Origin of the sequence: Pseudomonas putida (assembly GCF_002906855.1) — a bacterium.
GTDB lineage: Bacteria > Pseudomonadota > Gammaproteobacteria > Pseudomonadales > Pseudomonadaceae > Aquipseudomonas > Aquipseudomonas putida_N.
Genome location: NZ_MINI01000028.1, coordinates 1,161,229 through 1,179,559 on the forward strand (window position 1 = coordinate 1,161,229; position 18,331 = coordinate 1,179,559).

At 63.9% G+C, this 18,331-nt stretch carries 19 protein-coding genes; 13 read left to right on the forward strand and 6 right to left on the reverse strand.

Going from position 1 to position 18,331, the window contains the following annotated elements; genetic code table 11:
• Window positions 1–33 precede the first annotated feature (33 nt).
• Window positions 34–375 (reverse strand): DUF2892 domain-containing protein, encoded by a 342-nt coding sequence (locus BGP85_RS05845; RefSeq protein WP_103446332.1) that lies wholly within the window; start codon window positions 373–375, stop codon window positions 34–36.
• 462 nt (window positions 376–837) lie between these two features.
• On the opposite strand from BGP85_RS05845, the gene BGP85_RS05850 reads away from it, so the two are divergent.
• The 5 genes from BGP85_RS05850 (at window position 838) to BGP85_RS05870 (ending at window position 6,918) form a co-directional block, all read left to right on the forward strand.
• Window positions 838–1,554 carry a GntR family transcriptional regulator gene (locus BGP85_RS05850; RefSeq protein ID WP_103446333.1) on the forward strand — a complete coding sequence of 239 codons (717 nt, stop codon included), beginning with the start codon at window positions 838–840 and terminating at the stop codon, window positions 1,552–1,554.
• Between the two features lie 60 nt (window positions 1,555–1,614).
• A complete protein-coding gene (locus BGP85_RS05855; protein ID WP_103446334.1) occupies window positions 1,615–2,934 on the forward strand; it encodes an NAD(P)/FAD-dependent oxidoreductase in 1,320 nt (439 codons plus the stop codon).
• A 182-nt stretch (window positions 2,935–3,116) separates the two neighbouring features.
• Window positions 3,117–4,445 carry an MFS transporter gene (locus BGP85_RS05860; protein ID WP_103446335.1) on the forward strand — a complete coding sequence of 443 codons (1,329 nt, stop codon included), beginning with the start codon at window positions 3,117–3,119 and terminating at the stop codon, window positions 4,443–4,445.
• A gap of 75 nt (window positions 4,446–4,520) precedes the next feature.
• Entirely contained in the window at window positions 4,521–5,414 is an 894-nt protein-coding gene (locus BGP85_RS05865) for a dihydrodipicolinate synthase family protein (RefSeq protein ID WP_103446336.1), read from the forward strand.
• 13 nt (window positions 5,415–5,427) lie between these two features.
• Complete coding sequence (locus BGP85_RS05870; RefSeq protein ID WP_103446337.1) at window positions 5,428–6,918, forward strand: aldehyde dehydrogenase; 1,491 nt, start codon at window positions 5,428–5,430, stop codon at window positions 6,916–6,918.
• Between the two features lie 87 nt (window positions 6,919–7,005).
• Here BGP85_RS05870 and BGP85_RS05875 read toward each other — a convergent pair whose 3' ends face one another.
• Complete coding sequence (locus BGP85_RS05875) at window positions 7,006–7,476, reverse strand: RNA methyltransferase (RefSeq protein ID WP_079229290.1); 471 nt, start codon at window positions 7,474–7,476, stop codon at window positions 7,006–7,008.
• 85 nt (window positions 7,477–7,561) lie between these two features.
• Window positions 7,562–7,933, reverse strand: a complete 372-nt coding sequence (locus tag BGP85_RS05880) for a YajD family HNH nuclease (RefSeq protein WP_060510327.1) — start codon at window positions 7,931–7,933, stop codon at window positions 7,562–7,564.
• Between the two features lie 132 nt (window positions 7,934–8,065).
• Between BGP85_RS05880 and BGP85_RS05885 the strand changes: the two genes are divergently transcribed.
• A complete protein-coding gene (locus BGP85_RS05885; protein ID WP_103446338.1) occupies window positions 8,066–8,344 on the forward strand; it encodes a hypothetical protein in 279 nt (92 codons plus the stop codon).
• Between the two features lie 18 nt (window positions 8,345–8,362).
• On the opposite strand, the gene BGP85_RS05890 is transcribed toward BGP85_RS05885, so the two are convergent.
• Window positions 8,363–10,405 (reverse strand): S9 family peptidase, encoded by a 2,043-nt coding sequence (locus tag BGP85_RS05890; RefSeq protein ID WP_103446339.1) that lies wholly within the window; start codon window positions 10,403–10,405, stop codon window positions 8,363–8,365.
• Between the two features lie 91 nt (window positions 10,406–10,496).
• Here BGP85_RS05890 and BGP85_RS05895 point away from each other — a divergent pair, with 91 nt between their 5' ends.
• Genes BGP85_RS05895 through BGP85_RS05905 form a run of 3 tightly spaced genes read left to right on the forward strand, consistent with a single transcriptional unit; the run spans window position 10,497 to window position 12,315 of the window.
• A complete protein-coding gene (locus BGP85_RS05895; protein WP_103446340.1) occupies window positions 10,497–10,997 on the forward strand; it encodes an MFS transporter in 501 nt (166 codons plus the stop codon).
• Window positions 10,998–11,010: 13 nt separating this feature from the next.
• Window positions 11,011–11,784, forward strand: a complete 774-nt coding sequence (locus tag BGP85_RS05900; RefSeq protein WP_103446341.1) for a class II glutamine amidotransferase — start codon at window positions 11,011–11,013, stop codon at window positions 11,782–11,784.
• Between the two features lie 9 nt (window positions 11,785–11,793).
• Window positions 11,794–12,315: a DUF2937 family protein gene (locus BGP85_RS05905; RefSeq protein ID WP_103446342.1), complete on the forward strand. Its 522-nt coding sequence runs from the start codon at window positions 11,794–11,796 to the stop codon at window positions 12,313–12,315.
• Window positions 12,316–12,319: 4 nt separating this feature from the next.
• Here the strand turns inward: BGP85_RS05905 and BGP85_RS05910 are convergent, their stop codons facing one another.
• Complete coding sequence (locus BGP85_RS05910) at window positions 12,320–13,231, reverse strand: LysR family transcriptional regulator (protein ID WP_103446343.1); 912 nt, start codon at window positions 13,229–13,231, stop codon at window positions 12,320–12,322.
• A gap of 129 nt (window positions 13,232–13,360) precedes the next feature.
• On the opposite strand from BGP85_RS05910, the gene BGP85_RS05915 reads away from it, so the two are divergent.
• From BGP85_RS05915 to BGP85_RS05930, 4 genes are read left to right on the forward strand one after another with little or no spacing between them, the layout of a single operon-like run.
• A complete protein-coding gene (locus tag BGP85_RS05915) occupies window positions 13,361–14,647 on the forward strand; it encodes an MFS transporter (RefSeq protein WP_103446344.1) in 1,287 nt (428 codons plus the stop codon).
• Between the two features lie 9 nt (window positions 14,648–14,656).
• On the forward strand, window positions 14,657–15,436 hold the full coding sequence (locus BGP85_RS05920) for a 5-oxoprolinase subunit PxpA (RefSeq protein ID WP_103446345.1): 780 nt from the start codon (window positions 14,657–14,659) through the stop codon (window positions 15,434–15,436).
• Window positions 15,433–16,119, forward strand: coding sequence for a 5-oxoprolinase subunit PxpB (gene pxpB, locus BGP85_RS05925; protein WP_103446346.1), 687 nt, complete (start codon window positions 15,433–15,435; stop codon window positions 16,117–16,119). Before BGP85_RS05920 ends, pxpB begins: the two co-directional genes overlap by 4 nt.
• The gene (locus BGP85_RS05930; RefSeq protein ID WP_103446347.1) at window positions 16,116–17,033 is read left to right on the forward strand and encodes a 5-oxoprolinase subunit C family protein; all 918 of its coding nucleotides are present in this window, start codon (window positions 16,116–16,118) and stop codon (window positions 17,031–17,033) included. Before pxpB ends, BGP85_RS05930 begins: the two co-directional genes overlap by 4 nt.
• A gap of 115 nt (window positions 17,034–17,148) precedes the next feature.
• Here BGP85_RS05930 and BGP85_RS05935 read toward each other — a convergent pair whose 3' ends face one another.
• Window positions 17,149–18,327, reverse strand: a complete 1,179-nt coding sequence (locus BGP85_RS05935; RefSeq protein WP_103446348.1) for a vWA domain-containing protein — start codon at window positions 18,325–18,327, stop codon at window positions 17,149–17,151.
• Between the last annotated feature and the right edge of the window lie 4 nt (window positions 18,328–18,331).

Below are 18,331 nucleotides of genomic sequence, written 5' to 3' on the forward strand. Positions count from 1 at the left end.
ACACGCGAAAAGGCCGGAACTGGCAGAGCAGATTCAACTGCCAGTCAAAGGATCCTTGCCGGTCACGCTCACCCCTCGGGTAGCCGCCTCGGCATTGGCCCTGAGCACCTCCAGCTCCGCTGCACTGCGCTCGATATCCGAACGCAAGCGGTTGTATTCCCGCCGATGCCTCTGCCACCAGGCCTTGGTCGAGCAATGCCCGCTGACCCCACGGGCCACCGCCAGGCCGCCTACCACCATCTGCAGCAGCCCGATCAGCCCTCCGTGGCGCAGCCCTTTGCTGAACATCAGCGCACCGCCAGCAAGTGACCCGGCGCGTTCCAGGCCATGAACATTGTGCTCCCGTGACCCGGGGGCGGAATGGATATCGAGCATGGCAAGCCCTCCTTGTGGAATGTAAGTAGCTGACCCGCCTGAGGCGGCTGGCGTTCATTCGCTGTGTCGTCGGATGGTTGTGCTGGCGCTGGGGACTGGTCATTCCCATTGGGTACCGCGGTGACGCCCTGGGCTACATCCAGTGCACCTCCAAGGTGGGCGTACCTCGTCATCGTGTTCGGGCTGGGGCGAAGAAAGCCATCTGCCTGCAGGTGGCTATTTTGTTTGTTTCGGGTTCTTTGCGGGGCACATTTGTCTGGTTTGGATAATTACCTGTCCGGTTTGGCAATGCAGTCTCCAGGGTGTTTAATCTCACCTCTGAAAAGCCCTCAAACCCCTTGAAACAAGGGCCCTTAGAGATTTCACCGTCCATCGAAAATGCTGTAGACACATTGTCTAACAGTGACCTATAGTCGTTATACAAATAGTAGACATAGCGCTATGACAACAAAGAAGGCCGCCATGAAAGCCACCGTCCAACCACTCGCTGCAGAAGTGCCGCAGGACCGCAAAGCCGTCCTTGCCGAAGCGCTGCGCCGCCGGATCCTCAGCATGGAACTGGCTCCGGGCGCGGTGGTGGACGAACTGGCGTTGTGCGACGAGTTCGGCCTGTCGCGCCCCCCGGTCCGTGAGCTGCTGCGCCAGATCGCCGCCGAAGGCTACATCGAGCTGGAAGCCAACCGCGCACCTCGCGTCGCCGCCATGAACCACGAATCGCTGCACAGCTTCTACGTTGCCGCGCCGCTTATCTACGTTGCCACCACCCAGCTGGCCGCCACTTACGCCAGTGCCGACGAAATCGAAGTGCTCAAGGCCATCCAGGCCAAGTTCCGCCAGGCCATCGAACAGCGCGATGTGGAAAACCGCGTGCTCTACAACGACGCCTTCCACCTGGAAATCGGCAAGATGGCGCACAACGATTACCTGATGCCAAGCCTGCGCCGCCTGCTCATCGACCATACCCGCCTGGGCAAGATTTTCTACCGCCATCCGACTACCGACGACATGCAGCGGGACCTCGAGATCGCCTGTGAGCAGCACGAACAGATGATCGAGGCCATCGAGCGCCGTGATGCGCAGACCGCCGGCCAGCTGGCCCGCGAGCATATGGAGCTGTCGCGTCGGCGCATGGCCGAATACGCCGCACCGCAAGGGCTGGATGTACCGATTCAGATATGAATTACCCGGTCGTCGCCACCAGCGCTGACCACCCGTCGAAACAAGAACCAGGTTAGTGACATGACAAGAATAAGTTCGTTACCTGCCGATGATGCCACCTGTGGTTGGTATCACCTGAGCAAACCCCGCACGCCAAGGCCGGCCCACAGTGGCCACAGCCAGGCGCGCTGGGTGGTGGTCGGCGCCGGCTTTACCGGCCTGGCCGCTGCGCGGCAGCTGGCAACGAACTTCCCGGGTGACGAGATCGTACTGATCGAGGCCCAGGAGGTCGGTTTCGGCACCTCCGGGCGCAATGCCGGTTTTGCCATCGACCTGCCACACGACATTGGCGCCGAGGACTACATCGGCGACATCGGCACCGCCAAGACCATCCTCAAGCTCAACCTGGGTGGCCAGTCGTACCTCAAGGAACTGATCAAGCGCTACGATATCGAGTGCCAGTTCCGCCATTGCGGCAAGTACCAGGCCGCTATTGAAGACCGTGGCATCGCCGTGCTGGATGCCTACCGCCGTGGCCTGGACAAGCTCGGCCAGCCCTATGAAGTGATCGAAGGGCGGGACCTGCCCGAGCACATCGGCACCCACTTCTACCGCAAGGGCCTGTTCACCCCGGGCACGGCACTGCTGCAGCCTTCGGCACTGGTCAAAGGCCTGGCCGACAGCCTGCCAAGCAACGTTTCCCTCTACGAACACACACCGATCAGCGACGTCGAATACGGCGACAAGGTCGTGCTGCGCCATGCCAATGGCTCGATCACCGCCGACAAGCTGGTGCTTACCACCAATACCTTCGGCATGAGCTTCGGCTTCCTCAAGGGCCGCATGCTGCCGGTGTTCACCTACGGTAGCATCACCCGCCCGCTGACCGAGGACGAACGGGCGCGCCTGGGCGGCAAGCCCTTCTGGGGTGTAATCCCGGCCGACCCATTCGGCACCACCATGCGCCGTACCGTCGACAACCGCCTGCTGATCCGCAACAGCTTCAGCTACAACCCGGACGGGCGCAGCAACCGCAAATACCTGGAACGCTTCGTCGAGCGCCACCGCGAATCCTTCGCCCGGCGCTTCCCGATGTTGCCCGGCGTGAACTTCGAATATACCTGGGGCGGTGCACTGGCCTTGTCGCGTAATCACATGGGCTTCTTCGGCAAGTTGGCGCCGAATGTGGTGGGCGCATTGTGCTGCAACGGCTTGGGCGTTACCCGTGGCACCGTCACCGGCAAGTTGCTGGCCGACTGGCTGGCGGGTGACAAGCACGAACTGATCGAGTTTCTGCTCAATGCCCCCGGGCCTTGTGCGAACCCGCCGCAGCCCCTGGTTTCTCTGGGCTTGAACGCCAACCTGATGTGGGGGCAGTTCCGCGCTGGCAAGGAAAGCTGACCGTTCTTTGAAGTAGACAGGAAGCAACTTGATGCCGGTGGTTATTTGCCGGCACGGGCGCCCTTTGCCCGAATTTGATGATCGACATGCGTAGTCCGGTCACCCGGGGCTGAATGTGGTTTTCAGTTTCGCGGATGCGCTCGCCTTGAATATGTGCAAGCAAGAAGAGGTAGGAACTAACAATGACAAGTCCGAATCTTTCGATTGAAGAAGTACCGATCAACAACTTCCACCAGTTGCTGACTTTGCGTTCCGGTGGCGGTTCGTTCGTCGATGGCTACGTGCTGAGCATCATCGGTGTGGCCATGGTGCAGATGTCCGCCGGCCTCAACCTGACCAGCTTTTGGCAGGGCATGATCGCCGCCTCGGCATTGATCGGCATCTTCTTTGGTGGCTTCTTTGGCGGCTGGCTGACCGACCGCCTGGGCCGCAAACGGGTGTTCTTCGTCGGCCCGGTCCTGTTCATGCTGGCTTCGGTCGCGCAGTTCTGGGTGGAGTCGGCGCTGGCCTTGTTCCTGTTGCGCTTCGTGATCGGCATCGCGGTGGGCATCGAATACCCGGTGGCGACTTCGCTGTTGGTGGAGTTCCTGCCCAAGAAGAACCGCGGCCCACGCCTGGCCACCCTGACCGTACTCTGGTTCGCCGGCGCCGCCACGGCCTACATGGCCGGTGAAGCGATCCTGCGTCACGGTGGCGACGACGCCTGGCGCCTGGTGCTGGCCAGTGCCGCAGTGATTGGCGCACTGCTGTTCGCCATCCGCCTGGGCACCCCGGAATCGCCGCGCTGGCTGATCAGCAAGGGCCGTTCGGCTGAGGCCGAGCAGGTGATCAAGCAAGTCTACGGCAACGGTTTCGGCCTGAAGAACCTGCCCGAGGAACCCAAGACCCGCAAGCTGTCGTTCCTCAGCCTGCTGCACTCCGGCTACGGCAAACGCATGTTGTTCGTCACCATGTTCTGGACCTGCTCGGTGATCCCGGTGTTCGCTGTCTACGCTTTCGCTCCGAAAGTCCTGGGTGCGCTGAACCTGAAAGGGGACTGGGCGGCGATCGGCTCGGTGGCCATCACCTGCCTGTTCGTGGTCGGCTGCATCATCGGCACTCGCCTGCTGAACACCCTCGGCCGGCGCACCACGCTGCTGCACAGCTTCTTCTGGTCGGGGCTGGCACTGCTCGGCCTGGGGGCCTTCAGCAACGGCAACGAGATGCTCATCCTCGTGCTGTTCGGCGCCTACGCCTTGTTCATTGGCGGTGCCCAGGTGCTGCAACTGGTCTACCCGAACGAACTGTTCCCCACCGAGATTCGCGCTGGCGCCGTGGGCGTAGGCACCTCGATGTCGCGGATCGGTGCCGCCGTCGGCACCTGGCTGGTGCCTATCGCTCTGGATAGCTACGGCATCGGCGCAACCATGTATGCCGCTGCCGCCGTGACGTTCGTCGGTCTGGCCTTCTCGGTTGCCCTGGCCCCGGAAACCCGTTCGCTGAACCTGCAACAGGCCGCTTCGCTGGGCTGAGTTGACTGACAACCCGCCACGGCGTCGATCCGTCGTGGCCTTTACAGCACTGATCAACGCACTGGAGAACCTACCGTGAAATTCGAAGGCATCTACACCCCGGCAATCACTCCGCTGGCTGCGGACGGCTCGATCAACAAGGCGGCGTTCGCCGAAGTGCTCGAATACCTGGTCGAGTCGAAGATCCATGGCGTCATCATCGGCGGCTCCACCGGCGAGTACTACGCCCACACCGCCCAGGAGCGCATCGAGCTGGCCGCCCAGGCCAAGGACGTGCTCAACGGCCGCCTGCCACTGATCGTCGGCACCGGTGGTATCCGCACCGAAGACGCCGTGGCCTTCGCCCAGCACGCCAAGGAAATCAAGGCTGACGCGCTGCTGGTCGGCACCCCGCCTTATGCGCTGCCGACCCAGCAGGAAATCGCCCTGCACGTCAAAGCGGTCGACGCCGCCGCCGGTCTGCCGATCATGCTCTACAACTACCCAGGCCGCATGAGCGTGAACATGGGTGAAGAGTTCTTCGACGCCGTGGCCGACGTGAAGAACATCGTCGCCATCAAGGAAAGCTCCGGTGACATGGCCCAGCTGCACCGCCTGGCCATCAAACGCCCGAACATCCAGCTGTCGTGCGGCTGGGACGACCAAGCCCTGGAATTCTTCGCCTGGGGCGCCAAGAGCTGGGTCTGCGCCGGCTCCAACTTCATCCCGCGCGAGCACGTGGCTCTGTACGAGGCCTGCGTGATCGAGAAGAACTTCGACAAGGGCCGCAAGATCATGGCCGCCATGATGCCGCTGATGGACGTCCTCGAAGGTGGCAAGTTCGTCCAGGCGATCAAGAACGGCGTTGCCCTGAACGGCCTGAAGACTGGCGGCGTGCGCAAGCCACTGTACGACCTGGATGACGCCGAGAAGGCCGAACTCAAGCGCGTGGTCAGCGAACTGAAGGCCACCATCGCCCAGATCAAATAAGGAGGCTGGAAAAATGGCCGATTTGCTGAGCAAGGAACAATACGCGGCCATCGCCGCCGACCTGCAACTGCGCACCCAGGCGTTCATCGACGGTAAATTCCGTGATGCCATCTGCGGTCGCACCTTCGTCACCACCAACCCGGCCACCGGCAAGCAGCTGGCTGAGGTCGCTGCATGCGACGTCAACGACGTCAACGTTGCGGTGGCTGCGGCCAAGCGCGTGTTCGAACAGGGCACCTGGTCGAAGATGCAGCCGAACGACCGCAAGCACGTGCTGCAGAAGTTCGCCCAGCTGCTGGAAGACAACGCCCACGAACTGGCGGTACTGGAAGCGCTGGACAGCGGCAAGCCGGTCAGCGAGTGCCAGACCGTGGACGTGCCGGAAACCATTCACACCATCCGCTGGCACGCCGAGCTGATCGACAAGATCTACGACGCCACGGCCCCGACCGGCAATGCCGCCGTGACCCTGGTGGTGCGTGAAGCCATTGGCGTGGTCGGCCTGGTGCTGCCGTGGAACTTCCCGCTGCTGATGCTGGCGTGGAAAATCGCCCCGTCGCTGGCCGCCGGTTGCTCGATCGTGGTCAAGCCGGCCAAGGAAACCACCCTCAGCGCCCTGCGCGTGGCCGAGCTGGCCCATGAAGCTGGCATTCCTGCAGGCGTGTTCAACCTGGTGCCTGGCGGTGGCCGTGAAGTGGGCGAAGCCATTGGCCGCCACATGGACATCCCGATGGTCAGCTTCACCGGTTCGACCGACACCGGCCGCCTGTTCCTGAAATACGCCGCCGAGTCCAACCTCAAGCGCATTGTCCTGGAGCTGGGTGGCAAGAACCCAGCCGTGGTCATGAACGACTGCGAAGACCTCGACGAAGTGGCCCAGTTCGTCACCGCCGGTGCGTTCTGGAACATGGGTGAGAACTGCTCGGCGTCCTCGCGCCTGATCGTCCACAAGGACGTCAAGGACGAGCTGCTGGGCCTGATCGCCAAGCACCTGAAGGACTGGAAACTGGGCGACCCGCTCGACCCGGACAACCGCCTGGGCGCGATGGTCAGCAAGTCGCACTTCGAAAAGGTGAAGTCGTATCTGGAATACGCTGCCGAGCAGAAACTCAGCATCGTTCAGGGTGGCGAGACCGAGGAAGGCGTGTTCGTGCAGCCGACCATCGTCGACAACGTTGGCCGCGACAACAAGCTGTTCGTCGAGGAAATCTTTGGCCCGGTGCTGAGCGTGACCAGCTTCGAGACCCTTGACGAGGCGATCGAGCTGGCCAACGACACCGTCTACGGCCTGGCCGCCTCGGCCTACACCGGCAGCCTGCGCAATGCGCTGCGCCTGTCGCGTGAAATCCGCGCGGGCGTGGTGACGGTCAACTGCTTCGGTGAGGGTGATGTCACCACGCCGTTTGGTGGCTACAAGGAGTCTGGCTTTGGTGGGCGCGACAAGTCCATCTGGGCCCATGACCAGTACACGGAGCTGAAGACCATCTGGATCAACGCTTCGTGATCTGAGCAAGACCGGTGCTGTTCTGACGGAGCTCAGCACCTGACCGCCCTTGCAGTTTTACTGCAAGGGCGGTTTCTTATTTGTCTTTTATTTGAATTTGGGACCCGAACGGGTATTCAGCCCTTTGGCCATGCGGTCATACAGCACCACATTCACCGTCGCCGCCAGGTTCATGCAGCCTTCGGTGGGGATGTAGATGGTCTCTTCACACCAGCCCCGCACTTCCTCGCTCAACGAGCCATCCTCAGGCCCGAAGATATAGATCGCCCGGTCCGGGTGGGTGTATTCAGGCAGCGGCCGTGCGCCGTCCACCAGCTCCACCGCCACTGGCGTGCACCCCAGGGGAATGATGCGTTGCAGGTCGTCGATGCCGATCAGCGGAATGTCGTAGTGCACCCGCTTGGTGTCGGTGACGAAGTCACGCGCGCGCTCATAGCGCTTGCCGGTGTAGAACACCGAGTTGACGCCGTAGCAACCCGCTGCGCGCATTACCGAACCGACGTTCTCCGCAGACTTGGGGTTGAACAGGCCGATGCAGCTGTACCGTTTGTTTGCCACGTGCCGGGGCCCTTCGCGAAAAAAAGAGCGCGATTATACGGGCTTGCCGGCAGCGGCGGGGATTTGCAGACAGCAGTCGCGACGATCAGTCTTTCTTGAGCATGCCTGCCAGCCCGGCGAACGGGTTGTGGGTGGCCTTGGCGATGCTCGGGGTGCTGGTCGAGCCTTCGCTGAAGTACTGCTGGTCGGTGTAGCGCGAGTGCTCGTTGTCGTGGCAGTACAGGCACAGCAGCTCCCAGTTGGAGCCGTCCTGCGGGTTGTTGTCGTGGTTGTGGTCACGGTGGTGCACGGTCAGCTCGCTCAGGCGCTTACCGGCGAACTCGCGGGCACAGCGGCCGCACACGTGCGGGTACATTTTCAGGGCCTTGTCGCGGTAGCCCATCTCCTTGTCGCGCTTGGCGTCGGCGAGGATGCGATCGAGGCGGGCGGTGGCGGCGGAGGTGGAAGCCGAACTCATGGTGTTTCCTTTGTTCTGATCAGGCAGATGACGGTTATGCCATTGAGTCTAGCGCGCTTGCAGGCCAGGCGGACAGGCGAAAACTCGAATATCGGCGTAGCCTGTAGAGAGGTTCCCGACAGGAGGTTGCTGATGTTCCACGCGATCCTCGCCGCGCTGCTTGTCGCCGCCATGCCCCTGGCCGAAGCTGCAGGCACGCCACCACGGCTGAACACCCCGGTACCCGGTGCGCCGGGCACGCCGACGCCCACGCCTTACCCGCAGATCACCCCGAGCATGCCACCCAAGGCCTACGACAGCACACCGGGTGCGCCGCTGCTGCCGCCGATGCCGGTACCGGGGCCGCCGAAGGACCAGGACTTGCCCGGCCTGCACCAGGATCCACCGAAACCTCCAGCGCAGAAACCCTAACGGCGAACCCAGGAAGACTCACTCCACCCCCAACTCCCCAAACACGAACGCATATTCCAGCGCCACATCGCGCAGCCCCTGGTACCGCCCGCTCATCCCGCCATGCCCGGCGCCCATCTCGGTCTTGAGCAACAGCAGGTTGTCGTCGGTCTTGCGCGTACGCAAACGGGCGACCCACTTGGCGGCTTCCCAGTACTGCACGCGGCTGTCGTTGTAGCCGGCCACCACCAGCATTGCCGGGTAGGCCTGGGCGCTGACATTCTCATAGGGCGCATAGGCCTTGATGCGCGCGTACACCTCGGGCTCCTCGGGGTTGCCCCATTCGTCGTACTCGGTGACGGTCAACGGCAGTTCGGGGTCGAGCATGGTATTGAGCACGTCGACGAACGGTACCTCGGCGATGGCGCAGCGGAACAGTTCCGGGCGCAGGTTGAGCACCGCACCCATCAGCAGGCCGCCGGCGCTGCCGCCGCTGATGGCCAGGCGCTCTGGCGCGGTCACACCCTCGGCGATCAGGTGTTCGGCGCAGGCGATGAAATCGCTGAAGGTGTTGTGCTTGTGTTCCTGCTTGCCAGCGCGGTACCAGGCTTCACCCAGCTCGCCGCCGCCGCGCACGTGAGCGATGGCAAAGGCCACGCCGCGTTGCAGCAGGCTCAGGCGGGCGTGGGAGAACCACGGGTCAAGGCTTTCGCCGTAGGCGCCATAGCCATACAGGTAGAGCGGCACGGTCTTGCCCTGATCTTCGCGACGGCGCACCAGGCTGATCGGCACCTGGGTGCCGTCTGGCGCCGTGGCCCACAGGCGCTGGCTGACGTAGTCGTCGGCGTCGAACTGGCCGAGCACCGGCGTCTGCTTGAGGACTTCCTGGGCTCCCGTGGCCAGCTCCAGCTGGCGCACCTGGGCCGGGCGGTTGAGCGCTTCATAGCGCAGGCGCACGCGGCGGCTGGCGAACTCCAGGCTGTCCTGCACGTACAGGCTGTAGGCTGCGTCGGGCAATTCGACCCGGTAGGGTGCCAGGCCCTGCGGGCGTACTTCGATGATCGGCAGGCCGCCTTCACGCAGGCTCAGGGTCAGCGCGTCGGCATTCAGGCTCAGGCCCTCGAGCATGATGTCGTCGTGGTGCGGCACCAGCACCTGCCACTGGTCGCGGCTGGGGACCGGGGTGGCCGGGGCATGGCAGAGGGCGAAGTTGATACCGTCCTGATTGGTGCGGATGAACCAGCGCCACTGGCCGTCGAGCTGGCCGTGGTCAGGGAAGTACTCATGGCCCTCGACCCTTGGCGCCAGGCAGGTGAATGCCGCCTGCGGCGTTGCGGCGTCGAGCACCCAGGCCTCGCTGGTGGTCTTGCTGTTGAGCAGCAGTACCAGCTGGCGCTCGGAACTGGTGCGGTAGCAGTGCAGGAAGAAGCGCCCGTCGGCCTCTTCGAACACCGTGGTCGCGTCGGCCTCGCCAAGGGTGTGGCGGCGCAGGCGGCAGGGGCGATGGGTATCGTCCAGCTCGGCGAAGAACAGCGTCTGGCTGTCGTTGGCCCAGGTCATGCTGCCGTCGCAGTCGTCGAAGGGCAGGGCGGCCAGGTTGCCGCTGGTCAGGTCCTTGACGTACAGGCTGTAGATTTCGTCGCCGCTGGTATCGAGGCTGTAGGCCAGCAGGCGGTGGTCGGGGCTGACACTGAACGCGCCCAGCGACAGGAAGCCGCCGTTGGCCAGGGCGTTGGGGTCGAGCAGCAGTTGCTCCTGGCTTTCATCGACCGTGTTGGAATCGTCCGCCGGGCGCGGGCAGCGGTAGTGGCGCGGGTACTCGTCGCCCGCGGTGGTGCGGGTGTAGTAGAGGTACGGGCCCCAGGGCGAGGGCAGCGACAGGTCGGTTTCGAGGATGCGGCCCTTGATCTCTTCGAACAACTGCTCGCGCAGGGCGGCCTGATCGGCCAGGCAGGCCTCCTGATAGGCGTTTTCCGCCTGCAGGTAATCGAGCACTTGCGGGCTGTCGCGCTGCTGCAGCCAGGCATAGGGATCGGCGGCCTGGTCCTGGCGGGCAATGGGGGGCTGGGGCTTGGTTGGCATCGGGGATCTCTTGACCGGGACAGGGAGACGCTGTCTGCGCCCTGAAAAGTGTTTATCATAGGCATCTCTTTGCCTGGCTTGCACGAACACCATGATCGAGAACGACTACACCTTCGCCTGGGGCCTCTATGCTGTCGCCGCCCTGGGCTGCCTGCTGGTGGGCTTCAAACTCACCGGCTGGATGTGGCGCTGGCTGCGTGAACCGCTGCGGGTGATCCTGGCAGTGCTGCTGCTGACCCCGACCATCGTCGACCCGGTCAAGGACAGCTTCGCCCCGGCGATCGCCATCACCGCCCTGGACCTTGCGTTCAAGGTCGGCAACAACGCCTGGCGGGCGATCTCCGATTTCGCCATGTACGGCATGATCGCCTTCGCCTTGTACATTGTCTTCGTGCTGATCCGCTGGCCGTTGGAAAAGCGCGCCCGCGAGCGCCGCGCGCAGGCCGAAGCCGCCGCCCAGCGCCGTGCCGTCGAGGACACTGCAGTCACGGCTGGCGCGCCAATGGCAGCCGAGCGCCATGACCGTTACCGCGACGACCCGCCACCTGCCGCACCGAGCGGTGGCCGCGGCCGGGTCGAGCCACGCCTGTAAGCGGAGACACCCCATGTGCGAACTGCTGGGCATGAGTGCCAACGTCCCCACCGACATCGTCTTCAGCTTCACCGGCCTGATGCAGCGCGGTGGGCGTACTGGCCCGCACCGCGACGGCTGGGGCATCGGTTTCTACGAAGGGCGCGGCCTGCGCCTGTTCCAGGACCCGGCCGCGAGCAGTGAATCGGAAGTCGCCAACCTGGTGCAGCGCTATCCGATCAAGAGCGAAGTGGTGATCGGCCATATCCGCCAGGCCAACGTCGGCCGGGTGTGCCTGTCCAACACGCACCCGTTCGTCCGCGAAATGTGGGGCCGCAACTGGTGCTTCGCGCACAACGGCCAGCTTGGCGACTTCAAGGGCGAAGCGACTTTCTATCGCCCGGTGGGCGACACGGACAGCGAGGCCGCCTTCTGCGACCTGCTCAACCGCATCCGCGCGGCCTTCCCCGAGCCGGTCGAGGTGGAACAGCTGCTGCCGGTGCTGGTCGAAGCCTGTGCCGAGTATCGCGGCAAGGGCGTGTTCAACTGCCTGCTCAGCGACGGTGACTGGCTGTTCTGCTTCTGCTCGACCAAGCTGGTACACATTACCCGGCGTGCGCCGTTTGGTGCCGCCCGCTTGAAGGATGTCGACCTGATCGTCGATTTTCACACCGAGACCACCCCCAATGACGTGGTCACAGTGATCGCCACCGAGGCCTTGACCGAGAACGAGACCTGGCGGCGCTACGAACCCGGCCAATGGGGCCTGTGGCGGCACGGCGAGTGCGTTGTGCAAGGCCAGAGCTAAGGACGCTGCATGTTCAGAAGTTACCTGCGGTTGCTGCTGTTCACCTTCGGCCTGCTGGCCGGTATCCAGGTGCCTGGGCTGGTCAAGGACTACAGCCAGCGGGCCGAGGCGCACCTGTTCGAATCGCGCCAGGCGCTGGATGGCTTCAAGCAGACTGCCGAGCGCTTCTTCAACGGTGATCTGCAGGCCTTGGTGCGGCATTACCGGACCAGTGACGACCCGGTGTTCCTCAGTGATGCCAATAGCATCGAAAGCCTGCTGATTCGTAATCAGCTGCTGGAAGACGAATGGCAGGCGCTGCAAGGCTCGTGGGTGAGCCGGACCTGGCATGTGCTGGTGCAGCCGGAGCCGCAGCTGCGCGAAGAGACGCTCAAGGGCTACAGCTACCAGATTCTGCTGGTGCCCGAGGCGATTGGCTGGGGCGTCGGGGCCGGGTTTGTGCTGGCTTTCGTGGTCGAGAGCCTGCTGCTGGGGATTGGCTGGGTGATTCTTGGCGGGCGGCGCGGGGCGGTGAAAGAGAGCTGGCGCTGATTTTTCAGACCAGCACAATCCGCTGCCCACCCACATCACGCGCATAGCGCGCCAGCACCTGCCGACACACGCCGACCACCTCATCGACCAATGCCACCCCGGTCTGCCAGGCCACCACCAGCTCCAGGCTCGGCGGTGGCTGCAAGCCTTCCAGCAGCACCAGCTCACCCCGGCTCAACTCCGCATCCACCAACGCCGGTGGCAAGGCGCCAATCCCGAAACCATCACGCAGCAACCGGGTAATCGCCGCCACCGAATTCACGCAGTTCAACCGCGGTGTCTCGGCCCCGGCACTCTGCAGTAGGCTGAGTACCTCCTGGTGCGGCCGAGAGTTTTTCGAGAAGGTGACAATCCGCTCACGGCCCAGCTCGGCCAGCGAGGCGAAGTCGCGCTGGTACACCGAGCCTGCCGCCACCACCCAACCCATCGGGTAGCGCGCCAGGTCCTGGCTGCGGATCGATTGCTCGCGCAGCAGGTCGGTCTGCAGGATCACGTCGAGAAAGCCCTTCTGCAGCTGCTCGCGCAGGTTCAGTGCGGTGTCGGCGACCAGTTCGATCTCCACCTGCGGGTAGCGCTCGGTCAGTTCCGCCACCAGCGCGCTCATCCAGGTGTGAATCACCGTGTCCATCACCCCGACGCGAATGCGCCCGACCTTGGCCCGGTCGCTGTCCAGCGACTGCTTCATGGCCTTGGCCGTGTCGAGCATGCGCTCGGCGTACTCCAGCACCTTGCTGCCTTCCGGCGTCAGGCTGACACCCCGGGAGTCGCGCAGCAGCAGTTTCACCCCAAGGTCGGCCTCCAGTGCAGCAATGCGGCTGGACACCGAGGCTTGGGTGGTGAACAGCTTCTCGGCGGTAAGGCGAAAGCTCTTGAGGCGGGCGACCCAGACAAAGGTTTCGAGGAAGCGAAGGTTCATGATCAGTTTTTCTTGTTCCAGACCGGCGGTTTTTCTCGTTGGACTCAGGCAGCACGGCCTCTGAACATGACACCCAGGCCGCGACGCTCGACGTCGCCCATAAAACAATACCAACAAGCCGAGGCAAGCATGAACCCAAGCGGCGTGCAGCAGCAGGTGCAATCCCCCCCTTCGACTGGGCCGTTCGCCTGGTACCGTGACATCGACCAACAGCAACGGCGCACATTCTGGAGCTGCAAGATCGGCTATGGCCTGGACGGCATGGACACGCAGATGCTCAGTTTCGTCATCCCGACGCTTATCATGCTGTGGGGCATCAGCACCGCAGAAGCCGGGCTGATCCACACCAGCACGTTGATCGCCTCGGCCGTCGGTGGCTGGGTCGCCGGCATCCTCTCCGACCGCATTGGCCGCGTGCGCACCCTGCAGCTGACGGTGCTGTGGTTCGCTTTCTTCACCTTCCTCTGCGGTTTCGCCCAGAACTATGAGCAGCTGCTGATCGCCCGCACCTTGATGGGCTTCGGTTTCGGTGGCGAGTGGACCGCTGGCGCCGTGCTGATCGGCGAGGTGATTCGGGCTCAGGATCGCGGCAAGGCAGTGGGCATGGTGCAGTCGGGCTGGGCCATTGGCTGGGGGCTGACGGCGATCCTGTATGCGCTGCTGTTCTCCTGGCTGCCAGCGGAACAGGCCTGGCGCGCGCTGTTCCTGCTGGGCCTGGTGCCGGCGATCTTCGTGATCTTCGTCCGCCGCCTGGTCAAGGACCCGGAGGTGTATCGCCAGGCCAAGGCCGGGGAAACCGCCGAAGCGCCGTCGCATTTCTACGAAATCTTCGCCCCCGGCATGCTCTGGACCACCATACGCGCCTCGCTGCTGACCACCGGCGCGCTGGGTGGCTACTACGCCATCACCTCGTGGTTGCCGACCTTCCTCAAGAACGAGCGCGGCCTGAGCGTGCTGGGCACCGGCGGCTATCTGGCCATGGTGATCGTCGGCTCCTACATCGGTTATGTGGTCAGCGCGTACCTGTCCGACCTGCTGGGGCGCAAGAAGAACTTCATCCTGTTCGCCGTGGGTTCGTTCATCATCGTGCTGCTGTATACGCAGATGCCAGTCAGCGACGGCGTGATGCTGTGGCTGGGCTTCCCGCTGGGCTTCTTCGCCTCGGGCATCTTCAGCGGCATGGGCGCGTTCCTGACCGAGCTGTTCCCGACCCGGGTGCGTGGCTCGGGGCAGGGCTTCTGCTACAACATCGGCAAGGTCATCGCAGCCTTGTTCCCGCTGCTGATCGGCCTGCTTGGCGAGAAGATCCCCCTGGGCCTGGGCATCGGCGTGTTCTCTGCAGTGTCCTATGGCGTGGTGATTGTGGCAGCGCTGAGCCTGCCGGAAACACGCGGCAAACAACTTCAGGCGCGCTAAGGTAGGCCTATGACCATCGACACGGGAGCACGTCAGGTGAAACCCCTGCTACTCAATTGCGACATGGGTGAAAGTTACGGCAGCTGGCGCATGGGCCTGGATGCCGAGGTGATGCCCTACATCGACTGCGCCAACATCGCCTGCGGCTACCACGCCGGCGACCCGAGCATCATGCGCCGCACCGTGGCCATGGCGCTGGAGCACGGTGTGACCATCGGCGCGCACCCGGCCTATCCGGACCTGGTCGGCTTCGGCCGCCGCTCCATGGCCTGCAGCCCTGAAGAAATCCGCGACCTGCTGCATTACCAGATCGGTGCCCTGGATGGCATCTGCAAGGTGCTCGGCGGCCGCGTGGCCTATGTGAAGCCCCACGGCGCGCTGTACAACGACATGATGGCCGACCCGCTCAAGCTGCGCACCGTGCTGGAAGCCGTGGCGGCCTATGGCAGTGGCTTGCCGCTGATGCTCATGGCCACAGCTGACAACAGCGCGGCCCAGGCCCTGGGCGATGAAGTCGGCGTGCCGCTATGGTTCGAAGCCTTCGCCGACCGCGCCTACACCGCCAGCGGCCACCTGGTCTCGCGGCGTCTGCCGGGCGCGGTGCACCATGACTCGGCGCTGGTGGTCGAACAGGCCCTGCGCCTGGCCCGTGGTGAAACGCTGGTGGCGGATGATGGCAGCGCGCTGCAACTGGCCGCCAGCACCCTCTGCGTCCATGGCGACAACGACAGCTCGGTAGCGGCCGTGCGGCAGATCCGCCACGCCCTCGATGCGCTGGAGGTGCGATGAAGCTGCGTATCGAAGTCGTGGCCATCGACAGCCTGATGGTGCGCCTGTTCGACCGTATCGACGAAGCCAACATGCCCTGGATGCTCGCCGCCAGCCAGCGTCTGAGCGCGGCGTTCGGCGAGCACTTGGTAGATCTGGTGCCGTCCTACACCACGCTGATGGTGCAGTTCGATCTGCCACCGGGTGAGGCGCGGGCGCTGATCACCCAGGCGCTGGAGGGCTTGAAGCCGGACACCGGCAGCGCGGGGCGGCGCCATGAAATCCCGGTGTGGTACGACGCTAGCGTCGGCCCGGAACTGCCTGTGCTCGCAGCGCGCAGCGGGCTGAGCGAAGCGGAGGTGATCCACCTGCACAGCGAGCGCGAGTACCCGGTGTTTGCCCTGGGTTTCGCCCCCGGTTTCGGCTTCATGGGGCTGGTCGACGAACGCCTGGCCAGCCCGCGTCTGAGCACCCCGCGCAAGCGTGTGGCGGCCGGCAGCGTGGGTATCGCCGAACGCCAAACGGCGGCTTATCCCGCAGTGTCGCCGGGAGGCTGGAACCTGATCGGGCGCACCCCGGTACGCCTGTTCGACCGCGAACGTGAAGGCTACAGCCTGCTGCAGCCGGGCGACCGGGTGCGTTTCGTGGCGGTGTCGCGTGACGAATTCCTGGCCCTGGGCGGTGATGTGGAGGCGCAAGGATGAAGCAGTTGAAGATCGAGGCCAGTACTGCCCTGTGCCAGTTGCAGGATGCCGGGCGCTTTGGCGTGCGGCACTTGGGCGTGACCCAGGGTGGGGCGCTGGATTGGGTGGCAATGCACTGGGCCAACTGGCTGCTGGGTAACCCGCTGGCAGCGCCGGTGGTCGAAGTTGCGCTGGGTGGTTTTGCGCTGGTGGCCGAGCAGGATTGCGTGCTGGCGCTGGCCGGGGCTGACCTGGAGGCACAGGTGGATGATCAGCCACTGCTACCGTGGCGCAGCTTCGTTCTGGCTAAAGGGCAACGCTTGGCCCTGAAGCAGCCAAAGCAAGGTGTGCGGGCGTATCTGGCAGCTCCGGGCGGGTTTGTCGGTGAGGATGTGCTGGGCAGCTGTGCCACGGTCGTGCGCGAGGAGCTGGGGGGGATTGATGGGCGAGGGTCAGCGCTGGGGAAAGGGCAGGTTCTCACTTTTGCCGGTGGTTCGCCGGCCTTGCGCGAAGTACCGGCGGCCATGCGCCCGAGCTATGTGGCCAAGCCTGTGCTCGACCTGGTGATGGGCGCGCAGATCGGTGATTTCAGCGGGACCAGTCTGTTTGAAGCGTTCAACCGTGACTGGACGCTGGACAGCCGCGCCGACCGCATGGGCATTCGCTTATTGGGGCCAGAGCTGGTCTACCAGGGGGCGCCAATGATTTCCGAAGGGATCCCGCTGGGGGCGGTGCAGGTGCCACCAGACGGGCAACCGATCGTGCTGCTCAATGATCGGCAGACCATTGGCGGGTATCCGCGACTGGGAGCAGTGACGCCGTTGGCGTTGGCGCAGCTGGCGCAGTGCATGCCGGGGGCGGTGGTACGGTTCAGGGCGGTGGTGCAGGACCAGGCTTGGCGCGAGCAGCAGGTTTATCTGGGCCGTTGGTTGTAAGGCCACGGGCCCTTTCGCGGGACAAGCCCGCTCCTACAGAAATTGCGCAATGTCAGGAATTGCGCGGTTTCTGTAGGAGCGGGCTTGTCCCGCGAAAGGGCCGGCACAGGAGAAATCACTTGGACAGGTAACGCATCCCTTCTTCCAGCCCTTGCAAGGTCAGCGGATACATCTTGTCCTCGATCAGATCCCGCACCAAATGGGTCGAAGCCGTGTAGTCCCAGGCCTGCTTGGGATACGGGTTGATCCAGATGATCTTCCTGAATTTCTCCTTGAAACGCTGCATCCACACATACCCGGCCTCTTCGTTCCAGTGCTCGACGCTACCCCCCGGCTGGGTGATCTCGTACGGCGCCATGGCTGCATCGCCGACGAACACCACCTTGTAGTCGTCGCCGTACTTATGCAGCAGGTCGAAGGTGGAGAAGCGCTCCGAGGTGCGGCGCAGGTTGTTCTTCCACACCGATTCGTACACGAAGTTGTGGAAGTAGTAGTACTCCAGGTGCTTGAACTCGGTCTTGCAGGCCGAGAACAGCTCTTCGCAGACCTTGACGTGGGCGTCCATCGAACCGCCGATGTCGAACAGCAACAGCAGTTTCACCGTGTTGCGCCGTTCCGGGCGCATCTGGATGTTCAGCAGGCCGGCGTCACGCGCGGTGTGGTCGATGGTGCCGTCGATGTCGAGTTCTTCGGCAGCGCCTTCGCGGGCGAACTTGCGCAGCCGGCGCAGAGCCAGCTTGATGTTGCGCGTGCCCAGTTCGACCTGGTCGTCGAGGTTCTTGTATTCGCGCTGGTCCCAGACTTTTACCGCCTTGCCCTGGCGCTTGCCGGCCTCGCCGACGCGGATGCCTTCAGGGTTGAAGCCGCCCGAGCCGAACGGGCTGGTGCCGCCGGTGCCGATCCACTTGTTGCCACCGGCGTGGCGTTCCTTCTGCTCTTCGAGGCGCTTCTTGAATTCCTCGATGAGTTTGTCCAGGCCGCCCAGCGACTGGATCTGCGCGCGTTCCTCGTCGGTGAGCGAACGTTCGAATTCCTTGCGCAGCCATTCATCGGGGATCAGCGCCTCGATGTGCCGGTCGAGGTTTTCCAGGCCCTTGAAGTAGGCGGCGAAGGCGCGGTCGAACTTGTCGAAGTGGCGCTCGTCCTTCACCAGGATGGCGCGGGCGAGGTAGTAGAAGGCGTCCATGTCGGCGAACACCACGCCTTTTTGCAGGGCGTGGTGCAGGTCGAGCAGCTCGCGCACCGAAACCGGCACCTTGGCCGCGCGCATTTCATTGAACAGGTTGAGCAGCATGGCC

Excerpts from the sequence above, each read along its gene's own strand:
- BGP85_RS05845 (WP_103446332.1), bottom strand. The coding sequence starts at position 375 with ATGCTCGATATCCATTCCGCCCCCGGGTCACGGGAGCACAATGTTCAT.
- BGP85_RS05850 (WP_103446333.1), top strand. The coding sequence starts at position 838 with ATGAAAGCCACCGTCCAACCACTCGCTGCAGAAGTGCCGCAGGACCGC.
- BGP85_RS05855 (WP_103446334.1), top strand. The coding sequence starts at position 1,615 with ATGACAAGAATAAGTTCGTTACCTGCCGATGATGCCACCTGTGGTTGG.
- BGP85_RS05860 (WP_103446335.1), top strand. The coding sequence starts at position 3,117 with ATGACAAGTCCGAATCTTTCGATTGAAGAAGTACCGATCAACAACTTC.
- BGP85_RS05870 (WP_103446337.1), top strand. The coding sequence starts at position 5,428 with ATGGCCGATTTGCTGAGCAAGGAACAATACGCGGCCATCGCCGCCGAC.
- BGP85_RS05880 (WP_060510327.1), bottom strand. The coding sequence starts at position 7,933 with ATGAGTTCGGCTTCCACCTCCGCCGCCACCGCCCGCCTCGATCGCATC.
- BGP85_RS05885 (WP_103446338.1), top strand. The coding sequence starts at position 8,066 with ATGTTCCACGCGATCCTCGCCGCGCTGCTTGTCGCCGCCATGCCCCTG.
- BGP85_RS05890 (WP_103446339.1), bottom strand. The coding sequence starts at position 10,405 with ATGCCAACCAAGCCCCAGCCCCCCATTGCCCGCCAGGACCAGGCCGCC.
- BGP85_RS05895 (WP_103446340.1), top strand. The coding sequence starts at position 10,497 with ATGATCGAGAACGACTACACCTTCGCCTGGGGCCTCTATGCTGTCGCC.
- BGP85_RS05900 (WP_103446341.1), top strand. The coding sequence starts at position 11,011 with ATGTGCGAACTGCTGGGCATGAGTGCCAACGTCCCCACCGACATCGTC.
- BGP85_RS05905 (WP_103446342.1), top strand. The coding sequence starts at position 11,794 with ATGTTCAGAAGTTACCTGCGGTTGCTGCTGTTCACCTTCGGCCTGCTG.
- BGP85_RS05910 (WP_103446343.1), bottom strand. The coding sequence starts at position 13,231 with ATGAACCTTCGCTTCCTCGAAACCTTTGTCTGGGTCGCCCGCCTCAAG.
- BGP85_RS05915 (WP_103446344.1), top strand. The coding sequence starts at position 13,361 with ATGAACCCAAGCGGCGTGCAGCAGCAGGTGCAATCCCCCCCTTCGACT.
- BGP85_RS05920 (WP_103446345.1), top strand. The coding sequence starts at position 14,657 with ATGACCATCGACACGGGAGCACGTCAGGTGAAACCCCTGCTACTCAAT.
- pxpB (WP_103446346.1), top strand. The coding sequence starts at position 15,433 with ATGAAGCTGCGTATCGAAGTCGTGGCCATCGACAGCCTGATGGTGCGC.
- BGP85_RS05930 (WP_103446347.1), top strand. The coding sequence starts at position 16,116 with ATGAAGCAGTTGAAGATCGAGGCCAGTACTGCCCTGTGCCAGTTGCAG.
- BGP85_RS05935 (WP_103446348.1), bottom strand. The coding sequence starts at position 18,327 with ATGCTGCTCAACCTGTTCAATGAAATGCGCGCGGCCAAGGTGCCGGTT.